Origin of the sequence: Sphingobium sp. MP9-4 (genome assembly GCF_005281675.1) — a bacterium.
GTDB lineage: Bacteria > Pseudomonadota > Alphaproteobacteria > Sphingomonadales > Sphingomonadaceae > Sphingobium > Sphingobium yanoikuyae.
On record NZ_LUFI01000002.1, the window covers coordinates 91,028 to 107,528 of the forward strand.

At 64.9% G+C, this 16,501-nt stretch carries 17 protein-coding genes; 9 read left to right on the plus strand and 8 right to left on the minus strand.

Annotation, left to right across the window (positions count from 1 at the left end):
• Positions 1–8: 8 nt before the first annotated feature.
• Genes A0U87_RS01350 through A0U87_RS01360 form a run of 3 tightly spaced genes read right to left on the minus strand, consistent with a single transcriptional unit; the run spans position 9 to position 2,074 of the window.
• On the minus strand, positions 9–599 hold the full coding sequence (locus A0U87_RS01350) for a TetR/AcrR family transcriptional regulator (RefSeq protein WP_048936550.1): 591 nt from the start codon (positions 597–599) through the stop codon (positions 9–11).
• A 12-nt stretch (positions 600–611) separates the two neighbouring features.
• Positions 612–860: a hypothetical protein gene (locus A0U87_RS01355; RefSeq protein ID WP_004212448.1), complete on the minus strand. Its 249-nt coding sequence runs from the start codon at positions 858–860 to the stop codon at positions 612–614.
• 41 nt (positions 861–901) lie between these two features.
• Positions 902–2,074, minus strand: coding sequence for a MaoC family dehydratase N-terminal domain-containing protein (locus A0U87_RS01360; protein WP_048936551.1), 1,173 nt, complete (start codon positions 2,072–2,074; stop codon positions 902–904).
• Positions 2,075–2,222: 148 nt separating this feature from the next.
• On the opposite strand from A0U87_RS01360, the gene A0U87_RS01365 reads away from it, so the two are divergent.
• The 4 genes from A0U87_RS01365 to A0U87_RS01380 all read left to right on the plus strand — a co-directional run bounded on the left by A0U87_RS01365 (position 2,223) and on the right by A0U87_RS01380 (position 5,284).
• Positions 2,223–2,792 (plus strand): TetR/AcrR family transcriptional regulator, encoded by a 570-nt coding sequence (locus tag A0U87_RS01365; RefSeq protein WP_048936552.1) that lies wholly within the window; start codon positions 2,223–2,225, stop codon positions 2,790–2,792.
• Positions 2,793–2,900: 108 nt separating this feature from the next.
• Positions 2,901–3,656, plus strand: coding sequence for an SDR family NAD(P)-dependent oxidoreductase (locus A0U87_RS01370; RefSeq protein ID WP_048936553.1), 756 nt, complete (start codon positions 2,901–2,903; stop codon positions 3,654–3,656).
• Positions 3,653–4,426 carry an SDR family NAD(P)-dependent oxidoreductase gene (locus A0U87_RS01375; protein WP_048936554.1) on the plus strand — a complete coding sequence of 258 codons (774 nt, stop codon included), beginning with the start codon at positions 3,653–3,655 and terminating at the stop codon, positions 4,424–4,426. Before A0U87_RS01370 ends, A0U87_RS01375 begins: the two co-directional genes overlap by 4 nt.
• An 18-nt stretch (positions 4,427–4,444) precedes the next feature.
• Entirely contained in the window at positions 4,445–5,284 is an 840-nt protein-coding gene (locus tag A0U87_RS01380) for a TauD/TfdA family dioxygenase (protein WP_048936555.1), read from the plus strand.
• Positions 5,285–5,288: 4 nt separating this feature from the next.
• Here A0U87_RS01380 and A0U87_RS01385 read toward each other — a convergent pair whose 3' ends face one another.
• The 3 genes from A0U87_RS01385 to A0U87_RS01395 form a co-directional block, all read right to left on the minus strand.
• Complete coding sequence (locus tag A0U87_RS01385) at positions 5,289–6,284, minus strand: AraC family transcriptional regulator (protein ID WP_048936680.1); 996 nt, start codon at positions 6,282–6,284, stop codon at positions 5,289–5,291.
• Positions 6,285–6,369: 85 nt separating this feature from the next.
• On the minus strand, positions 6,370–7,338 hold the full coding sequence (locus A0U87_RS01390) for a magnesium and cobalt transport protein CorA (RefSeq protein ID WP_004212440.1): 969 nt from the start codon (positions 7,336–7,338) through the stop codon (positions 6,370–6,372).
• 62 nt (positions 7,339–7,400) lie between these two features.
• The gene (locus tag A0U87_RS01395) at positions 7,401–9,842 is read right to left on the minus strand and encodes a hypothetical protein (RefSeq protein WP_048936556.1); all 2,442 of its coding nucleotides are present in this window, start codon (positions 9,840–9,842) and stop codon (positions 7,401–7,403) included.
• 160 nt (positions 9,843–10,002) lie between these two features.
• Here A0U87_RS01395 and A0U87_RS01400 point away from each other — a divergent pair, with 160 nt between their 5' ends.
• On the plus strand, positions 10,003–10,380 hold the full coding sequence (locus A0U87_RS01400; RefSeq protein WP_048936557.1) for a LysR family transcriptional regulator: 378 nt from the start codon (positions 10,003–10,005) through the stop codon (positions 10,378–10,380).
• Here the strand turns inward: A0U87_RS01400 and A0U87_RS01405 are convergent.
• Both A0U87_RS01405 and A0U87_RS01410 read right to left on the minus strand, forming a co-directional pair.
• On the minus strand, positions 10,375–11,361 hold the full coding sequence (locus A0U87_RS01405; RefSeq protein ID WP_048936558.1) for a cytochrome c peroxidase: 987 nt from the start codon (positions 11,359–11,361) through the stop codon (positions 10,375–10,377). The two genes, A0U87_RS01400 and A0U87_RS01405, sit on opposite strands and share 6 nt — an antisense overlap.
• The gene (locus A0U87_RS01410) at positions 11,358–11,885 is read right to left on the minus strand and encodes a hypothetical protein (RefSeq protein ID WP_048936559.1); all 528 of its coding nucleotides are present in this window, start codon (positions 11,883–11,885) and stop codon (positions 11,358–11,360) included. Before A0U87_RS01410 ends, A0U87_RS01405 begins: the two co-directional genes overlap by 4 nt.
• 75 nt (positions 11,886–11,960) lie before the next feature.
• On the opposite strand from A0U87_RS01410, the gene A0U87_RS01415 reads away from it, so the two are divergent.
• From A0U87_RS01415 to A0U87_RS01430, 4 genes are all read left to right on the plus strand, one after another.
• Positions 11,961–14,108, plus strand: coding sequence for a TonB-dependent receptor (locus A0U87_RS01415; protein WP_048936560.1), 2,148 nt, complete (start codon positions 11,961–11,963; stop codon positions 14,106–14,108).
• Between the two features lie 91 nt (positions 14,109–14,199).
• Entirely contained in the window at positions 14,200–14,436 is a 237-nt protein-coding gene (locus tag A0U87_RS01420) for a hypothetical protein (RefSeq protein ID WP_234415555.1), read from the plus strand.
• A gap of 286 nt (positions 14,437–14,722) precedes the next feature.
• The gene (locus A0U87_RS01425; protein WP_004212431.1) at positions 14,723–16,114 is read left to right on the plus strand and encodes a sugar transferase; all 1,392 of its coding nucleotides are present in this window, start codon (positions 14,723–14,725) and stop codon (positions 16,112–16,114) included.
• A 168-nt stretch (positions 16,115–16,282) separates the two neighbouring features.
• Positions 16,283–16,492, plus strand: a complete 210-nt coding sequence (locus tag A0U87_RS01430) for a hypothetical protein (RefSeq protein WP_048936561.1) — start codon at positions 16,283–16,285, stop codon at positions 16,490–16,492.
• Positions 16,493–16,501: the final 9 nt, after the last annotated feature.

Below are 16,501 nucleotides of genomic sequence, written 5' to 3' on the forward strand. Positions count from 1 at the left end.
CTGACCGGCTAGGCGGTGGGTTCGTCGGCATCCTTGCCGGTGGCGTGGCGCATCAGCGCCTCCACCATGGCCAGCGCCTCTTCATGGCCCAGCGTCACGCCCAGGCTCTGCTCCATCACGATCGACCGGGCCATGCCCGCCGTCAGCACCGAAAGCCCCACAGGCGACAGCCCCGCGCCGTCGGCCGCGCCGATCGCCCGCGCCTGGATATCCCGCAATTCCTCGACAAAGGCGGCGATTTCCTGGCGGATCGCCTTGCGATGGTTGGACAGCGCCATGAACTCCAGCACGATCGCGCTGCCATCCGGATCGGAATTGAGCTGCCACAGCGCGCGCAGCGGATCGGGCGTATCCAGCCGGCTGGCCAATTCTTCCTTGAACCGGGCCGACAGACTGCGGAACAGCGCCAGCAGCAGGTCGTCGGTCGTCGCAAAATGATAATGGACCAGCGCCGGCGTTACGCCGACGATCTTCGCCACGCGCCGGGTGGTGACGGCGGCATAGCCCTCCTCCACCATCAGCCTCTCGGTCGCGGCCAATATCGCGCCGCGCGCCGATGCGCGTTCCTTCCTGCCGGCGCGGGTTATGCCTTTTTCCATCGCCCCTGCGGCCTATTCGTCCAGCATGTCCATCACGTCGCGCGCGGCATTGCGATCGGCTTCATCCTCGAAGGCGACATCCAGATCAGGCGCCGCGCCCAGCATGTAGAGCAACGTCCACAGGGCGAAGCGCCGGGGACGGTCGGTCTCCAGCCCGAAGGCCACCTGCATCCGCTCGATCCCGGCCGCCATGCCCTCGGGCGGTACGCTGGCAAGGTCGTCGGTGCCGAAATAATGGCGAAATTGATCGTCTAAATCCATCGCCGCGCTATCCCACAGCGCGGCGCGCTTGACCAGACGGATCAGGCCGGCCGTTTGGGCAGTTCGATCTCCGCCTTGGCCGTGGCCAGCACTGCCCCCGCCTGATTGGCCATGCGGCAATCGACCTGCACCATGTACCGGCCGTCCTCATCCACGAACTTGTCGAGGATGGTGCCGGTGGTGATGGTGATGTCGCCGGTCAGCGCCGGGCTGCGATAATTGCAGGCGGAATGGCGGATCATTCCCCATTCCCCCGCCCAACCGGCGAAATAATCGGTGATCCACGCCCCCATCGACGCGCCATAGCCATAGCCGCGCGGCATGCCGATGAACCGCGCCCAACGCGGGAAGAGATGGCCGCGCGACGGGCCGACATAGGCGCCGTCGGTGAATTCGGGATTGATCGCCTCCATCACCGGGTCATTCTCATGCCCCGCCATTTCCTTGACGAAGCCCAGCGCCTCCATGTCGAGATCCGTGCGCCGATGGGTGCCGCCCCATTGCGTGAAGATATAGGATCGCCATTCGGTCGCGAAGGAGACGATCGAATGCGGGCCGACCACCCGCTCGGGCAGCGCCGCGCCGACCGTCGCATCGTCCCACCAGCGCCGGTCATGGCCCAGATCGTGGAGCATCTGGACCCACTGCATCTTGCGCGCTTCCAGTTCCTCCAACTGGTCGTCGGTCCAGACCGGATCGTCAAAGCCTTCGGTCGGGACATTGTCCTTGCCCGCTTCCTGGCTGTAGCGGATCGAGGTGGAGCGCTGCTTGGCGATCAGGTCACCCTGCTGGTTATAATAGAAATTGTCGCCGCGCTGGAAACAGGTGGGGCCGGCGAACTTGGTATCCTTGACAGTATAGTCGAACGGGATGCGTTCGTTGAGGATGCGGTCGCCCGCCACCATGCGCGGGCCGTAGAACCACCATTCGTCGCCGCCGAACAGCATGTGCGAATTGGGCACCCGGCCGATGCAGGACGGCGCGGAGCCATGGGCGCAGTCCATCGTCACGGCAAAGCTCTGTGGCGCGACCATGCCGCCCCAGCGGCTCTGCGCGGCATAACCCGCATCATAATGGAGCCGGTTGGGATAATGCATCGCCTGCACCCAGCGGCGGATATCGCCATTGTTGATCGGCTCGACCATCCGCGCGGGCTGGATCGGCTTGCCCAGATAATTGTCGATATCCGAACAATCGAGCGTCGGGCTGGTCATGGATCGTCTCTCCGCAAGGGTCTTGTTTGGCGCCAAGGCTAGCGACGCCCCGACACCACGACTTGACCAAAATGGACAGGCGCCCGGCCATTGCCGCGCCTCATAAAATTGCCCAGAAGCGGAGGCGGAGAAGGACGGAAAGGACGATATGGCTACCGCTCGCAGACTTGGCGCCGAAGGATCGCAGAACCGCGCCCGCTTCATCGACGCGGCCGAAGCGATCCTGACAGAGGTCGGCGAACATGGCATTTCCGCGCGGCAGGTGGCACAGCAGGCGGGCCTGAAGACCCAGCTTCTCTATTATTATTTCCGCACGATGGACGATCTGCTCCGCGCCGTGGTGCAGCGGATCAACGATCGGCGCATGTCCCGGTTCGAGCAGGCACTGGCCGCCCCCCGCCCGCTGCGCGCCATGTGGGAGATGATGCGCGATCCCTCGACCGCTGCGCTCGCGGCCGAACTCAGCGCCATCGCCCATCATCGCGAGGCGGTGCGGGCCGAGATCGTCACCGCCGCTCAGGCCTTTCGCGCGCATCAGGCAGAGGCAGTAGCAGCATTGCTACCAGCCGATCAGGCCGCCAACGCCAGCGGCCTGGTGATGATCACCGCCTCGCTCGCCCGCATGCTGGTCAGCGAAACAGCGCTTGGCCTGACAGAGGGTCATGACCAGGCCCTGGCCATGATCGAGGCGATGCTGGACCAACTCGAAGCCAAATGATCGCCCCGGCGCTATTACCGACCCTGCCATCGCACCACCCCGCCCACCCCTGCTAACAACCTGTTCAGCATCGCGGTCCAGCACAGGCCAGCGGGGCAAGGAGAGGTCATGGCAGCACTGGAAAACAAGGTCGCGCTGGTCACCGGCGCATCCTCCGGCATTGGCGAGGCGGCAGCGCTCGCGCTGGCGCTTGAGGGTGTCAACATCGCTGTCAACGGACGGCGTCGCGATCGGCTCGACGCGCTGGTCGCCCGGATTGAAGCGGCAGGCGGCACGGCGATCGCCCTGCCCGGCGATGTCTCGATCGAGGTGGATGCAGCGGCCGCCGTCGCCGACACGGTGGCGCGGTTCGGCCGGCTCGACATCCTCGTCAACTCCGCCGGCGTCAACGAGGCGGGCGGGATCGAAAGCCTGACCAGCGCTCAGTGGCAGCGCGTGATCGACATCAACCTGATGGGCACCATCCATGCCTGCCGCGCCGCCTTCCCGGTGATGAAAGCACAGGGCAGCGGCGACATCGTCAACATCTCCTCGACCGCCGGCCGCCGATCGGGCTGGCGCTTTGCCGCCTATTCGACCAGCAAGTTCGGCCTGACCGGCTTCACCGAAAGCCTGCGGCAGGAGGGCGGCCAGGCTGGCATCCGCGTGTCGATCATCGAACCGGGCGCGACCGCGACCGAGATCGCCAGCTCCATTTCCGACCCGCAATGGCGCGACATGATCCAGCAGCACACCCACAAGGACGGCGCGATGGCGCCGGACGATATCGTCGCAGGCATATTGCTCGCCGTCAGCCTGCCGCGCCGGGCCAATCTCAGCCGTATCCTGATCCAGCCGACCATCGACACGGAGCCGATGCCATGAGGCTGGCGGGCAAGAGCGCGGTCATCACCGGCGCGGGATCGGGCATGGGCAAGGCGATGGCGCAGCGCTTCGCGCAGGAGGGCGCGCGCGTGCTGTGCGCCGACATCAGCGGCGCACAGGATGAGGTCGCCGCCGCCATCGGCAATGGCGCGATCGGCCTGCATGTCGACGTGGCCGAGGAAGCGGACGTGCAGGCGATGATCGCCGCGGCCCGCGACGGCTTTGGCCGGGTCGACATCCTCGTCAACAATGCCGGCTTCGGCGGCGGCATCATGCCGCTGCACGAACAGAGCAGCGACAATTGGGACCGGGTCCATGCCGTCAATCTGAAGGGCGTATTCCTGGGCATGAAATATGGCGTGATCGCCATGCTGGAGAGCGGCGGCGGCGCGATCGTCAATATCGGATCGGCCACTGGCATGGTCGGGTGGAAGGGCCATGGCGTCTATGCCGCCGCCAAGGGCGGGGTCAGCCAGATGACAAAATGCGCCGCGCTCGATTATGCCGCGCACCATATCCGCGTGAACGCCGTGCTGCCCGGATCGATCTGGACCGGGCTGGTGCCGATGGCAAAGGATCATCCCGAACCGCCGCCGGGCATCTTCCGCGTGCCCGGCATCCCGATGGACCGGTGGGGCCTGGCCAGCGAAATCGCCAATGCCGCTTTGTTCCTCGCCAGTGACGAGGCGTCCTACATCACCGGCACCTTGCTGCCGGTCGATGGCGGCTATTGCATCGGCTTTTCCGGCATGGCCGCCGAACAGGGTTGAGATCGAAGGAGCAGGATCATGAACGTCATTCACAAGAGCCGCGTGACCTTCCGCCCGGTCAAGCCGCTGATCGGCGCGGTGGTCGAGGCCGATCGGGAGGCGCTGTTCGATCCCGAGGTGGTCGCCCAGTGCCGCGACATGCTGGAGGAGCGAACCGTCCTGGTCATGCCGCAGGTCCATTTCACCAATGAGGAGCAACTGGCCTTTACCGATCTGCTCGGCGGGCGGCTCAACCTCACCAGCGAAGCGACGACCAACAAGGACGAGGACGTCTATCAGGTGACGCTGGATCGCAAGATCAACCGCGCGCCGGAATATGTGCTGGGCACCTTCTTCTGGCACATGGACGGCATGCCGATGGAAATGCCGCCGCCGCTCGCGACCCTGCTCTCGGCCCGCCGGCTGGCGCCCAAGGGCGGCCAGACCGAATTCGCCAACACCTTCGCGGCCTATGAACAGATGCCGGAATCACAGCGCACCGAGATCGAGGATCTGCGCATCATCCACAGCGTCGCTGCCAGCCTACGTTCGATCGCCGACGCTATTCCCGAAGCGGAAAAGGGCAAGCTGGCGATCGGCGTCGAGAAGGAACGGCCGCTGGTCCAGACCCACAAGAACGGCCGCAAGAGCCTGATCGTCGGGTCGACCGCCGACCGGATCGTCGGCATGGAGCTGGCCTATGGCCGCGCCTATATCGCCCGGCTCAACGAATGGGCGACCCAGCCCGATTTCGTCTATCAGCATCAATGGCACGCGGGCGACTTCGTCATTTGGAGCAATACCGGCGCGCTGCACCGGGTGGTTCCCTATGCCCGCGATTCCGGGCGGATGATGCACCGCACCTCGATTGCGGGCTGAAGGATCAGGCGGGCGCGTGCAACCGCGCCCGCAACCGCGTCGGCGACGCGCCGAACCAGTGATTGCAGCTGCGCGTCATCACTGACTGTTCGGAAAAACCCAGCTTCTCCGACACATGGGCGAAGTCGATGTCAGTCTGCTCCAGATAGTAGCGCAATATGTCGCGTCGCACCTCGTCCTTGATCTTCTGGAAACTCGTGCCCTCCGTCGCCAGCCTCCGGTGCAGGGTCCGCGGGTGCAGCCCCAGTTCAGCCGCGACCCGGTCATTCGAGCAATGGGCGGTCCACAGCCATTGCATGACGATACCGCGCACCTGCGCATGCAGCGGCGGGTGGCGATTGGGAAATTCCCGTTCGATATAGGCGGTGACGGCGGCGAAGACCGCAGCGTCCCGGTCGATCACCGGGCATGCCATGTCGCGCTCGGAAAAGCTGATCCCGTCCTCATTCTGGCCGAAATGGACCGGGCATCCAAAATAGCGGCGATAGATGCGCGCCGGCGAGATCGGCTGGTGGCGGAAATGCACCCGCCGCGCCCGTGCCCGGCCGCCGGTCAGTTCCATCGCGAAAAGATGGCCGACCAGCAGGATATGCTCCATCGCCTGCGCCCGGTTGGGCACGCCATCGAGCAGGATGTCATGCCCGACGAAGACATGGCGGACCGCGGGAAAGCGGCGGAGCCAGACCGACGCCGCCAGGCTGTGCGCATAATTATGGCTGCACACATAATCGATCGCCGCGCCAAAGGTCGGCGCGTTGCGCATCGCGTCGCCGAGCGGCCCGAACAGGTCCACGCCGCGCTGCCGCAGGGCAAGGCGCATGCCGAAATCCGGGCAGGCGAGCCGATGCGCCGCATCCTCGATCAGCGCAATGGTCTGGCGATAGCTGGGCGACGCATCGCCGCTGTCCGGCGCCTCGCCGCCCAGTTCCGCCACCAGCTCCGGCAGGAACCGCAGCATATGCGCATTGATCGCCTCGAACGCGTCGCGATCCTCATCCATCGCCTGACCTCCCATTCGGACAGGCTGGCACCGCCTGTCCGAATAGGTCAAGCGACTGCCGCTCCATTTCGGCGGGGCGATGTGCTCAGAGCCAGTTGAGCTTGCGGAACCGCCGATAGAGGATGGAACAGATCAGCAGGATCACCGCCAACACGACGAAATAGCCGTAGCGGGTCTTGAGCTCGGGCATATGCTCGAAATTCATGCCGTAGATGCCGGCGATTGCGGTCGGCACTGCCAGGATCGCGGCCCAGGCGGCAAGCTGACGGGTGATCGTGCCGGTGCGCTGCTGTTCCAGCAAATTGCTGAACTCGAAGACGGAATTCAGCACCTCGCGCAGATCGTCGACCATCGTCTGTACCCGCCGCACATGGTCGCGCACATCGCTGAAATAAGGTCGGGTTTCCGGGTCGATGCAGGGCAGGTCGATCTTGACGAACTTGGTCGCGACCTCCTGCATCGGCCCCAATATGCGCTGGAAACGGATAAGCTGCCGCCGCAGATTGAAGATACGGGTGATCTCGTCACGGCCGAGGAAATTGTCGACCGTGTGCTGCTCCATGGTCAGCACTTCCTCCTCGATCCCCTCGACGATCGGCAGATAGCCGTCGACGATGAAGTCGAGGATGGCGTGCAGCACATAATCGACGCCATGGGCCAGTCGGTCCGGCACCGCCTCCAGCGCATGACGCAGCTCGATATGCCCGCGCGCCGAACCATGGCGGACACTGATGATATGGCTGTGGCCAACGAAGATGGCGGTCTCGCCATAGGCGATCGTCTTCTCTTCGACATGGGCGGTGCGGGCGACAACGAAGAGTTGCTCGCCATAAATGTCGACCTTGGGCAGCTGGTCAGCCTTGATCGCATCTTCCACCGCCAGCGGGTGAAGATTGTAATTTTGCTGCAGCGTCCGCATTTCCTCGGCCGTCGGGCTGGCAACGCCGATCCAGACGAACTCCGACTTGTCTTCGGCGCAGTCGATCCGTTCGGTGATCGACACTTCGCGCACGCGCTGGCCGTTGCGATAGAGATAGGCGGCAATGACGGTCATTCGGGCCTCGAAATCATGCTATTCTGTCAGCTTAGCGCGGCCAGCCTTGATCGGGAAGGCGATCAGGCGGCGGGCGACGGTGCCTGCACCACCAGCATCGCGCCCTGCGCGTCGCGCAGCCGGACATAAAGCTTGCCGTCGGTCGGTGCCGGGACCGTCAGGGTCGATCCGGTAAAGCCCTGCGCCACCGGAGCCGGCTGATCGAAGGCGGGATTGCCGGCGACGGCATCGACCAGAAACAGGTCGCGTCCCTTGATGGTGCAGCCCTGATCCTTCTGCTCCTTGCCCGCGCAATCCACCGCCTCGATCCGCGGCAGGCGGGCAAGCGGCATCAGCGGCTGCCAATCCCCCTGTTCGCGGCCCCGCACGATGCGGAATTGCAGCGGACCAAAGGCGGGGCCGAGCGCCGCCGGATCAAGCGTCGCCACCATCACCTGCGGACTTTGCAGTTGCAGGCCGGAACCGGCCGTCAGCCGAACGCTGGCGCCGCCATCCTGCGTCGCCACCTCGATCGCATCGGTCATGGCCAATTTGGTGCCGTCCTGCGCCTGCACGGAAAAGATGAGGCGGCCATTATTGGGCAGCACATCCGATCCACCCAGCGTCACCGGCAGACCCGTTGCCGCAGCTGGCGTGACGCTCTTGTTGAGCAGGGTCACGCGGGGCCGCGCGGGGGCGATCGTGACCGGCACGGATACGATGCGCCCATCCTCCAGCTGCACGCGGGCGCTGGCGCCTTCGGCGGGCACAGTCCCATCGCCCGCGGCCGTCAGACGGAGCCGATCGACCGAACCGTCGCGGGTCAGGCCATCGGGTTTCCAGCTACGCCCGCCAAGGTCGACGCTCGCCACCTGATCGAGCCGTTGCCCCGTCATTTCACCCCAGGCATCGCCCTGATGCACGGTCAGCCAGTCCAGCTTGCTCGCCGGGGCATAGGCGCGCAGCGCCATGGAGAATGGCTTGGCGACGCCCTGATATTTGACATCGACAGTGACAGGTCCGGCGCGCCGATCAGCAAGCGGCAGGGTCAGGTCCAGAGCATCGCGGCCCTGCACCTTCCAGCCGATCGCCTGGGGCGCTGCATTGCCCTGGCGCAGGGTGACACTTTCGACGCAAGAAGGCGCACCGCCCGTCAGCGTCAGGCCATTGTCGCGGCCGACGACCAGCGTCGGCGCCTCGCCCTTCACCTGCCAGGCCGCGTCATCGGGCCGCTGCAGGATATAATCGGGCCCTTCGAACCGGTCGAACCCCCATTGCCCATAGACATGGGCCTCGATCGATCCCCTGAAGTCAGCCGGCCAGGGACCATCGGCGCGGATCACATAACCGCCCCGGTCGGCCCGTGCCTCCAGCGGATATTCGATCGTCTGGCCCGACGCCGCCTTCAACTGCACCGTCATGCCGCGCGCATAGCTGGTCGAATAGATGAGCGGCGCTCCCTCGACCGGCAGCACCGTGCCGGGCAATGCCGCGCAAATCGGCGCCTGCGCACCGCTGCGCAAGCGTGGCGGGCTGTCCGCCTCGATCGAGGGCATGCCGACCACCATCACCGACTTGGGCTTGGCAAAGGACGGCGCCTTGTTCAGCATCAGCCCGATATTGTCGTCGCGGCGCAGGCTGACGGTCGGCAGATATTCGAAACTGGGGCTGCTAAAGGCCCCGAACATCCGGGCCAGATCGCGCACCACGCCAATATAGGGGCTGTAATAGCCATAGCCCGCTTCACGCGTGGAGGCGAGTTGCAGGGCCAGGTCGGTCGGCGTGCCGCTCAACGTCTCGGCAATCGAACTGCTGTGAACATCGGCGAGGACCAGCTGATCCTTATTCTCCAGCAGACAGGCCGCCTGAAGCTCGATCACCTTGGACAGGCAATCCTCGTTGAGCTTCATAGACAGGCTGCGGGCCAGCGCCGGGGCGACGCTGCGCAGGAATTCGGGATGGCTGTTTTCCTGTGTCCGGATTGCCGTCATGAAGGCATCCAGCCGCGAGCGATCAAGCGACGCCTGATTGAGTTCCTGCGTAGCCCGCACGAACTCGCCCGGCTTGCCGCGCACCGCGTCACTAACCGTACCCTCGCCACCGCCGGTCTCGGGCACCAGGAACAGCACCATCTGTCGCGCGCCGTCCGGCACTGTCAGGGCGAGGCGGCGATCCTTGTCCTTCTTCTTCCATGTCTCCGCGCTGTCGATCCAGTCCTTGGGCGGCGGGTTTGTCGCGCCCCGCAGGAAGGCCGACATCAGCACGAAATTGGCGCCCTGTTCCTTGGGCAGGTTCGGCTCGATCAGCAGCTTGTCGCCGGCCCGCAGGCTCGGCACCTGGCTGATCGGCAAGCTGGTCGTGCCGCGGGTCACGCTGACCTTGAGGTCCGGCCCGGTCAGCTCGAACGGCGCAGGCTCGGCCGCAAGGCCCGGCGTCAGCAATGCAGCCCCCAATGCCGTTCCGATCAACAGGCCGATCGGCTGGCGCAGGCGCGCGGTCGGGATCGGGGCGGAAGGCTGGGGCATGTCTCTCTATCCGGCTATCTATGTTTTTCGGCGACCATTGCGCCTGTCCCACAGGAATTCGGCAATTCCAAGGCGGCAGCAAATGCGGGCCATGCCACCCCCTCGCTGAACCTGCGACAACGGGCTAAGAGGGGCAAATTGCACGCAATCAGGCAGGGCCATGCAGACCGGAACGCTCAAGCTCAAGATCCAGATCCTTTGCGGGGGCGAGATCGCCATGGGACCGGGCAAGGCCGATCTGCTAGACGCGATCGCGCAGCACGGCTCCATATCGGCGGCCGGGCGGGCGCTGGGCATGAGCTATCGGCGCAGCTGGCTGCTGGTTGATACGATGAACCGCTGCTGGAACGACCGGCTGGTCGAGACGGTCGCTGGCGGCGGCCGTGATCGTGGCGCGCGGGTGACGGAAGCAGGTCAGGCCGTGCTCGCCGCCTATCGCGCGCTGGAAGAGGTCGCGCTCACCGCGACCGGCGGACAGGCGCAGGGCCAGCTTGACGCCCTGCTACGGCAGATCCCCCTGCCCGCCCCTCTTTCATAGTTTCTTGCCGCAGGCTTCAGCCGGCATGGCGAAGCGTGGATCGGTGAGGAACGCCTGATCGGTCAGGCTGTCGAGGAAAGCCGTGATCGCGATCCGTTCGGCGTCGGTCAGTTTCTGGCCATGGCGCAGGATCGCCGCATCCAGCGTTTGCGCGGACCCATCATGCCACCAGGGGCCGGTCACCGCGACGTTGCGGAGCGGGGGTGTGCGAAACCGTCCCGCATCACTGGTCAGCCCCGTCTTTTCGGCCAGTCCCGGATCGGTGGCCGTCGCCGGTTCCAGCCGATGATAGGCGCCGTCACTGAAATCCCGCCCCGCATGACAGGACGCGCAGCCCTTGTCCGCGAACAGATGTGCGCCCCGCCGGGCCGATGGCGACAGGGCATCGGCCTGCCCCCGTCGATCGCGATCATAGGGGCTGTCGCGCGAAATCAGCGTGCGTTCGAACGCCGCCAGCGCCGCCGACACCGTCGCGATGTCGATCCGGCCGCGACGGTCCGGGAAAGCGCGCGCGAACATCCGGCGATAGCAGGCATCGGCGCCCAGCCGACGCGGGAGTTCCGCCTCCAGCCCCTTCATCCCCATTTCGACGGGATGCTCGCCGAGCAGCGGCACGGCGACCTGCGCCTCCAGGCTGGTGATCGCCGGATCAGCAATGGTGAGGCGCGGCAACCAGGCGACATTGGCCAGGCCCGGCACATTGCGCAGCCCCGGATCGCCATGGACGCCGGGCCGCGTGCGATTGCCGTCGGCAAAGCCACGATGCTGCTCATGGCATCCAGCACAGCTCAACGTGCCATTGGCCGACAGGTCGGCGTCATAGAAAAGGCGGCGGCCAAGCTCGACCTTCGCCGCGCTCATTGCGTTGCCGACCGGGACTGGGGGCGGCGCTTCGCCCAGGGCCAAGCTCCAATGCCACGGCCGCCCCGCCCCGATCAGCAGCAGCGTCGCGAGCAATAGCAACCAGCGCGCCGGCTTCACGGCAGACGGGTCACCAGCACCGTCATCTGCGGATCGCCATTGGCCGCGAGTTGCAGGATATAGTCGCCTGGTTCCAGGCTGTAATCGACCATCTTGCGGATGCCGGTGCAATCGGGGCCATGGCCATGCGCGATCGAGGTCGCGGCAGTGCCGTCCTTCACCACATCGACCCAGGCGCCACTGCTCAGCGCCACCCGCCATGTGCCGGGCTGATCGACGGTGAAATGGACGATGCCACCGAAGCTGACACTGCCGCCGGGTTTGGCCGGCCGAAGCGGATAGCTGATCCTGGGCGTCGGCAGCAGGGTCAGCGCCACGGCCTGCCCGGCTTTCAGCTTGACCTTGCTGGCTCCCTTGGCATCCGCCGCCGCCTTCATCGGCTGCGGCGCGCGCCAGGATGCCATCTCCGCCGGCGGATCGGCCGGGGCAGCGCAGGCCGGCGTGCCCGACATTTGCGCGAAGGCCGATGCCGGCACCACAGCCGCACACAGGGCCGGAAACAGCAGGAACAGTGGCTGACGCACGGACTTCCCTCCCGAAGGCAAAACTATATACGGCGGGATATAGCGAGTCGAACGACCAAGAATAGGGGGATTTTCATGCGACAGACCATGATGCGCATTTTGCTGGCCAGCGCCTGCTGCTGGACCGCGACGGCCCAGGCACAGGGCGCGCCCGACGCGACCGGCGACAGCGATCGCTTCTCGCTCGGCCAGATCATCGTCACCGCCCCCCGCACCAGCGGGATCGAGATTGACGGCAGTACGCTGTCTTCCGATGCCATCTACAGTTTCAACCGCACCTCGCTCGACGATGCGGTCAACCTCATGCCCGGCGTGTCCGCCGGCAACAGCGGCGGCACCCGCAACGAGAGACTGGTCTTCGTGCGTGGCTTCGACCGGTTCCAGGTACCGCTCTCGATCGATGGCATCCGCGTCTATCTGCCCGCCGACAACCGGCTCGATTATGGACGCTTCCTGACCACCGACATTGCCGAGGTCCAGGTGGCCAAGGGCTATGCCTCCGTGCTGGACGGCCCCGGTGCCATGGGCGGCGCCATCAACCTGGTGACCAGCAAGCCGACCAAGGCGCTCGACATCGATCTTCGCGGACAGGTCAACTTCGACAATGACATGGACTATGCCGGCTATACCACGTCGGCCAAGGTCGGCACCCGGCACGATCTCTGGTATGCGCAGGCCAGCTATGCCCGCAGCTTTACCGATCATTGGGACCTGCCCAATGATTTCACGCCGCGCGTGTCCACGCTCGAAGATGGCGGGGCGCGCGACTTTTCACGGGCGGAGGACTGGCGGGTCAATGCCAAGCTCGGCTTCACTCCCAATGCCACCGACGAATATGCGCTGAGCTATACCCATCAGGAAGGATCGAAGAGCGCGCCGCTGCATATCAGCGACACGGTCACCACGGCCCGTTTCTGGGACTGGCCGTCCTGGGACATCACCAGCGTCTATTTCCTGTCGACCACGGCGCTGGGCGACCGGGCCACGCTCAAGACCCGCGCCTATTATAACCAGTTCGATTCGATGCTCCGCTCCTTCAACGACCGGACGCTGACCACGCAGAGCCGGCCCTACGCCTTTGACAGCCCCTATGAAGACAAGGCGTGGGGCGGATCGGCCCAACTCGATTTCACCGCGACCGATGCGGACACGCTGCGCCTCGCCTTCCATTATCGCCATGATGAGCATGTCGAATATCAGACCAGCTTTTCGACGGCCGGCGTCGCCACCACGGAGCCGAAACAGACCCAGAGCGAGGCCACCTATTCCATTGCGCTGGAAAATGAGCTGGCGCTGAGCCCGACGCTTCGCTTCACCCTGGGTGGCAGCTATGACTGGCGCAACCTGGAACGGGCCGAGGAATATGGCGCCCCGCTCGGCACGTCGGGGACGCCATCGGTCATCTACAATTACCCGCGCAGGGACGCCGACACTTGGAATGCGCAGGGCCGATTCGACTGGCAGGCAGGCGACGCCCTCGCGCTCCACGCCAGCCTCTCGTCTCGCGCCCGCTTCCCGACCATCTTTGAACGGTTCAGCCAGCGCTTCAACACCGCCATTCCCAACCCCGACCTGAAGGCCGAACGGGCGACCAATGCGGAGATCGGCGGAAGCTGGAGTCAGGGATCGATCCGGCTGGAAGGCGCGCTCTTCTACAGTTGGGTGCGGGACGCGATCTTCAGCGTGCCGACGCCGGCCTATCCCTGCACCGCATCGACCACGCCGCCCGCCGTGCCGACCACGGGCTGCGCCCTCACCAACCTCAGCCAGAGCCGCAATGTCGGCAAGGGCGAATATTATGGCATCGAACTGTCGGCGTCGGCGACGCTGCTGCCGTGGCTGGACGCGGGCATCAACTATACCGGCATCAAGCGCGACCTGACCGATCCGTCCAATGCGCGCTTCCGTCCCACCGGGGTTCCCACGCACAAGGGCTTTGCCTATCTCGACTGGGCGCCGGTCGAACGGCTGCACATCGTCCCCAGCGTCGATCTGGCGTCGAACCGCTGGACCCTGTTCACCGCAACCCCGGCGTCGCAGCCAGCCCGCTATTACCGCACCGGCGCCTATGTGAATGCCAGCCTGCGCGTCGATCTGGCGCTGACCGACCAGATCGACCTCAGCATTGGTGGGCGCAATCTGTTAGATGACTATTACACGCTGACGGATGGTTTTCCCGAACCGGGACGCACCGTCTATGCATCGGCGCGTTTCCGCTATTGAACCGAACGTGGCCGGGTGGGGATAATGGTTTATCTTTGCCCGGCCGCAGGTTATCGTGATCTGCGGTCGCTATTCTCGCATCGCATCGGGAATGATGATGGTCGATCTGTTTCCGCCACCACAGGATCGCAATGCCGGACACGACAGCGCCCGGTCGGCGCCACGGCATGATCCCGTCCCGCAGCATGGCGAGGATGCGGATGGCCCGAGAATCTGGCCTTTCCCCCATCATCTGGCCGAATCCGGCGTGCAATTTCTGTCACGTTGGGCCGGCCCCGTGGCCCTCGTCGGCGCATTCCTTCTGATCGGCTGGTGGCTGTTTCGCTGAGCGATTTGATTCGACGTCGTTTCCATCAGGCCGGCAAGGCCTCTCACCGCGTCTGATCGTTTTTCCCTGCGACAGAACGAAGGGGCGGCAGGATGAAAAATGGGCGCTCAACGGATCGTCGGAAATGTGCGTCCGAATATCCCTCCCCCAATTGTAACAACCGAGCAACTATGTCCTGCTGCTACGCAACATAAATCAAAGGCAGCGGATGTCCTGGGGAAAGATCGCCACCGTCTGACGACGGGCGGGCGGACCATGACGTCACGACGCATTTAAAGGGTTGCCGATGTCCAAAATAGATCTGGCGATTGCAGGAACCCCCAGTCGCCAGCCCGCCACCGCCGCTTTCCAGCGGAACGCGCGCCTGTGGCTGAGCCTAGTTCTGCTGCTTGCAGACATGATGGCCCTCGCCGCAGGGTTCGTCATCGGCCTGCGCGTGGCGGGTATTCCGATCCTGTCGATGGAGGTCTGGCAGCCGCTCGCCGGCGGGATCTTGGTCTATGGCACCATCGCCTTTCACAATCAGGCCTACAACCCGCGCTGCCTGACCAGCATGACGGCTTCATGCCGCAGTGCAGTAATGGCCTTCGCCGGAACCCTGCTGATCTTCCTGCTGGTCGTCTTCTCGCTGAAGGTCACCGACAATTTCTCGCGCCTGGGCATCAGCACTGGCCTGTTCTTCAGCGGCGCGCTGATCGTGATGCAGCGGGTGCTGGTCGTCCGCGCCGTTCGTCGCCATTTCGCCGAAGGACTGTTCGCCCAATTGCTGATCATCGACGACGGCCTGATCCCCGACGATGTCAACGGCATGACGATTGTGGACGCACCGACGCTTGGCCTGCGCGCCGATCTGGACGATCCCTATATGCTGCATCGCCTGGGCATGCTGCTGCGCGATTTCGATCGCGTGGTCATTTCTTGCCCGCTGGAGCGCAAGGCCGACTGGGCGCAGATGCTCAAGGGCGGCAATATCCTGGGCGAGATCATCGTGCCGGAACTCGACCCGATGGCGCCGCTCGCGGTGCAGAGCCATCGCGGCGTGTCGACGCTGGTGGTCGCCCGCGGTCCGCTCAACCTTGCCAATCGCGCCAAGAAGCGGCTGCTCGACATCATCCTGACCGTGCCGGTGCTGATCGCGCTGGCGCCGCTGATGATCGCCGTTGCCGTCGCCATCCGACTGGACTCGCCGGGCCCGGTCTTCTTCCGCCAGGAACGGATCGGCCGTGGCAACCGCCTGTTCCACATCCTCAAGTTCCGCAGCATGCGGGTGGAACAGTGCGACACCGCCGGCGCCACCTCGACCCAGCGCGACGATAACCGCATCACCCGCGTCGGCCGCTTCATCCGCAGCACCAGCATCGACGAGCTGCCCCAGCTCCTCAACGTGCTGCTTGGCGAGATGAGCCTGGTTGGCCCGCGCCCCCATGCGCTGGGTTCGACCGCCGAGGACCAGCTGTTCTGGCAGGTCGACCGCCAATATTGGCATCGCCATGCGCTCAAGCCTGGCATCACCGGCCTGGCCCAGATCCGCGGCTTCCGCGGCGCGACCGAAACCCGGCGCGACATTCTGAACCGGGTCGAGGCGGATCTTGAATATCTGCACGGCTGGAGCCTGATGCGCGACATCGGCATCCTGGTCGGCACGGCACGGGTTCTGGTTCACCGCAACGCCTATTGATCCCACGCCCTGACGAAGCCCCAATGTTTACAGGGGCTTTGACCAGGATTGAGGATTTTCAGCATCAGAAGCCGGCTTTTGCGATGAGCTGAGCCGGCTTTCATGCCGATGTAAACTATTTGTGAACCCTAGAATCCTATATTAACGACCGTTCATAAAGTTCCCAGGATGACGGTCGTGGCTGATGAATTGGCGGCAGTTGCCGCAACGAAAACCTCCTTTTCCGATGCGGGCATCGCCGTCCGCGATCTCCCCGAAAACGGCCATGTGCTGTCGATCGCCGACCGCGCGGAAGGGCCGATTCAGTTTGTTTCGCGCTGGGCAGGCATCCTCGCCTTCTGCGCGGCAATCGGTGCGATCGCTTATCTGATCTTCTGATCGGGGCCA

Bases quoted from the DNA above. Each gene is read 5' to 3' on its own strand.
- A0U87_RS01420 (WP_234415555.1), top strand. From the start codon at position 14,200: ATGATGATGGTCGATCTGTTTCCGCCACCACAGGATCGCAATGCCGGA.
- A0U87_RS01395 (WP_048936556.1), bottom strand. From the start codon at position 9,842: ATGCCCCAGCCTTCCGCCCCGATCCCGACCGCGCGCCTGCGCCAGCCG.
- A0U87_RS01375 (WP_048936554.1), top strand. From the start codon at position 3,653: ATGAGGCTGGCGGGCAAGAGCGCGGTCATCACCGGCGCGGGATCGGGC.
- A0U87_RS01385 (WP_048936680.1), bottom strand. From the start codon at position 6,284: ATGGATGAGGATCGCGACGCGTTCGAGGCGATCAATGCGCATATGCTG.
- A0U87_RS01390 (WP_004212440.1), bottom strand. From the start codon at position 7,338: ATGACCGTCATTGCCGCCTATCTCTATCGCAACGGCCAGCGCGTGCGC.
- A0U87_RS01370 (WP_048936553.1), top strand. From the start codon at position 2,901: ATGGCAGCACTGGAAAACAAGGTCGCGCTGGTCACCGGCGCATCCTCC.
- A0U87_RS01415 (WP_048936560.1), top strand. From the start codon at position 11,961: ATGCGACAGACCATGATGCGCATTTTGCTGGCCAGCGCCTGCTGCTGG.
- A0U87_RS01430 (WP_048936561.1), top strand. From the start codon at position 16,283: ATGACGGTCGTGGCTGATGAATTGGCGGCAGTTGCCGCAACGAAAACC.
- A0U87_RS01350 (WP_048936550.1), bottom strand. From the start codon at position 599: ATGGAAAAAGGCATAACCCGCGCCGGCAGGAAGGAACGCGCATCGGCG.
- A0U87_RS01360 (WP_048936551.1), bottom strand. From the start codon at position 2,074: ATGACCAGCCCGACGCTCGATTGTTCGGATATCGACAATTATCTGGGC.
- A0U87_RS01425 (WP_004212431.1), top strand. From the start codon at position 14,723: ATGTCCAAAATAGATCTGGCGATTGCAGGAACCCCCAGTCGCCAGCCC.
- A0U87_RS01365 (WP_048936552.1), top strand. From the start codon at position 2,223: ATGGCTACCGCTCGCAGACTTGGCGCCGAAGGATCGCAGAACCGCGCC.
- A0U87_RS01400 (WP_048936557.1), top strand. From the start codon at position 10,003: ATGCAGACCGGAACGCTCAAGCTCAAGATCCAGATCCTTTGCGGGGGC.
- A0U87_RS01355 (WP_004212448.1), bottom strand. From the start codon at position 860: ATGGATTTAGACGATCAATTTCGCCATTATTTCGGCACCGACGACCTT.
- A0U87_RS01380 (WP_048936555.1), top strand. From the start codon at position 4,445: ATGAACGTCATTCACAAGAGCCGCGTGACCTTCCGCCCGGTCAAGCCG.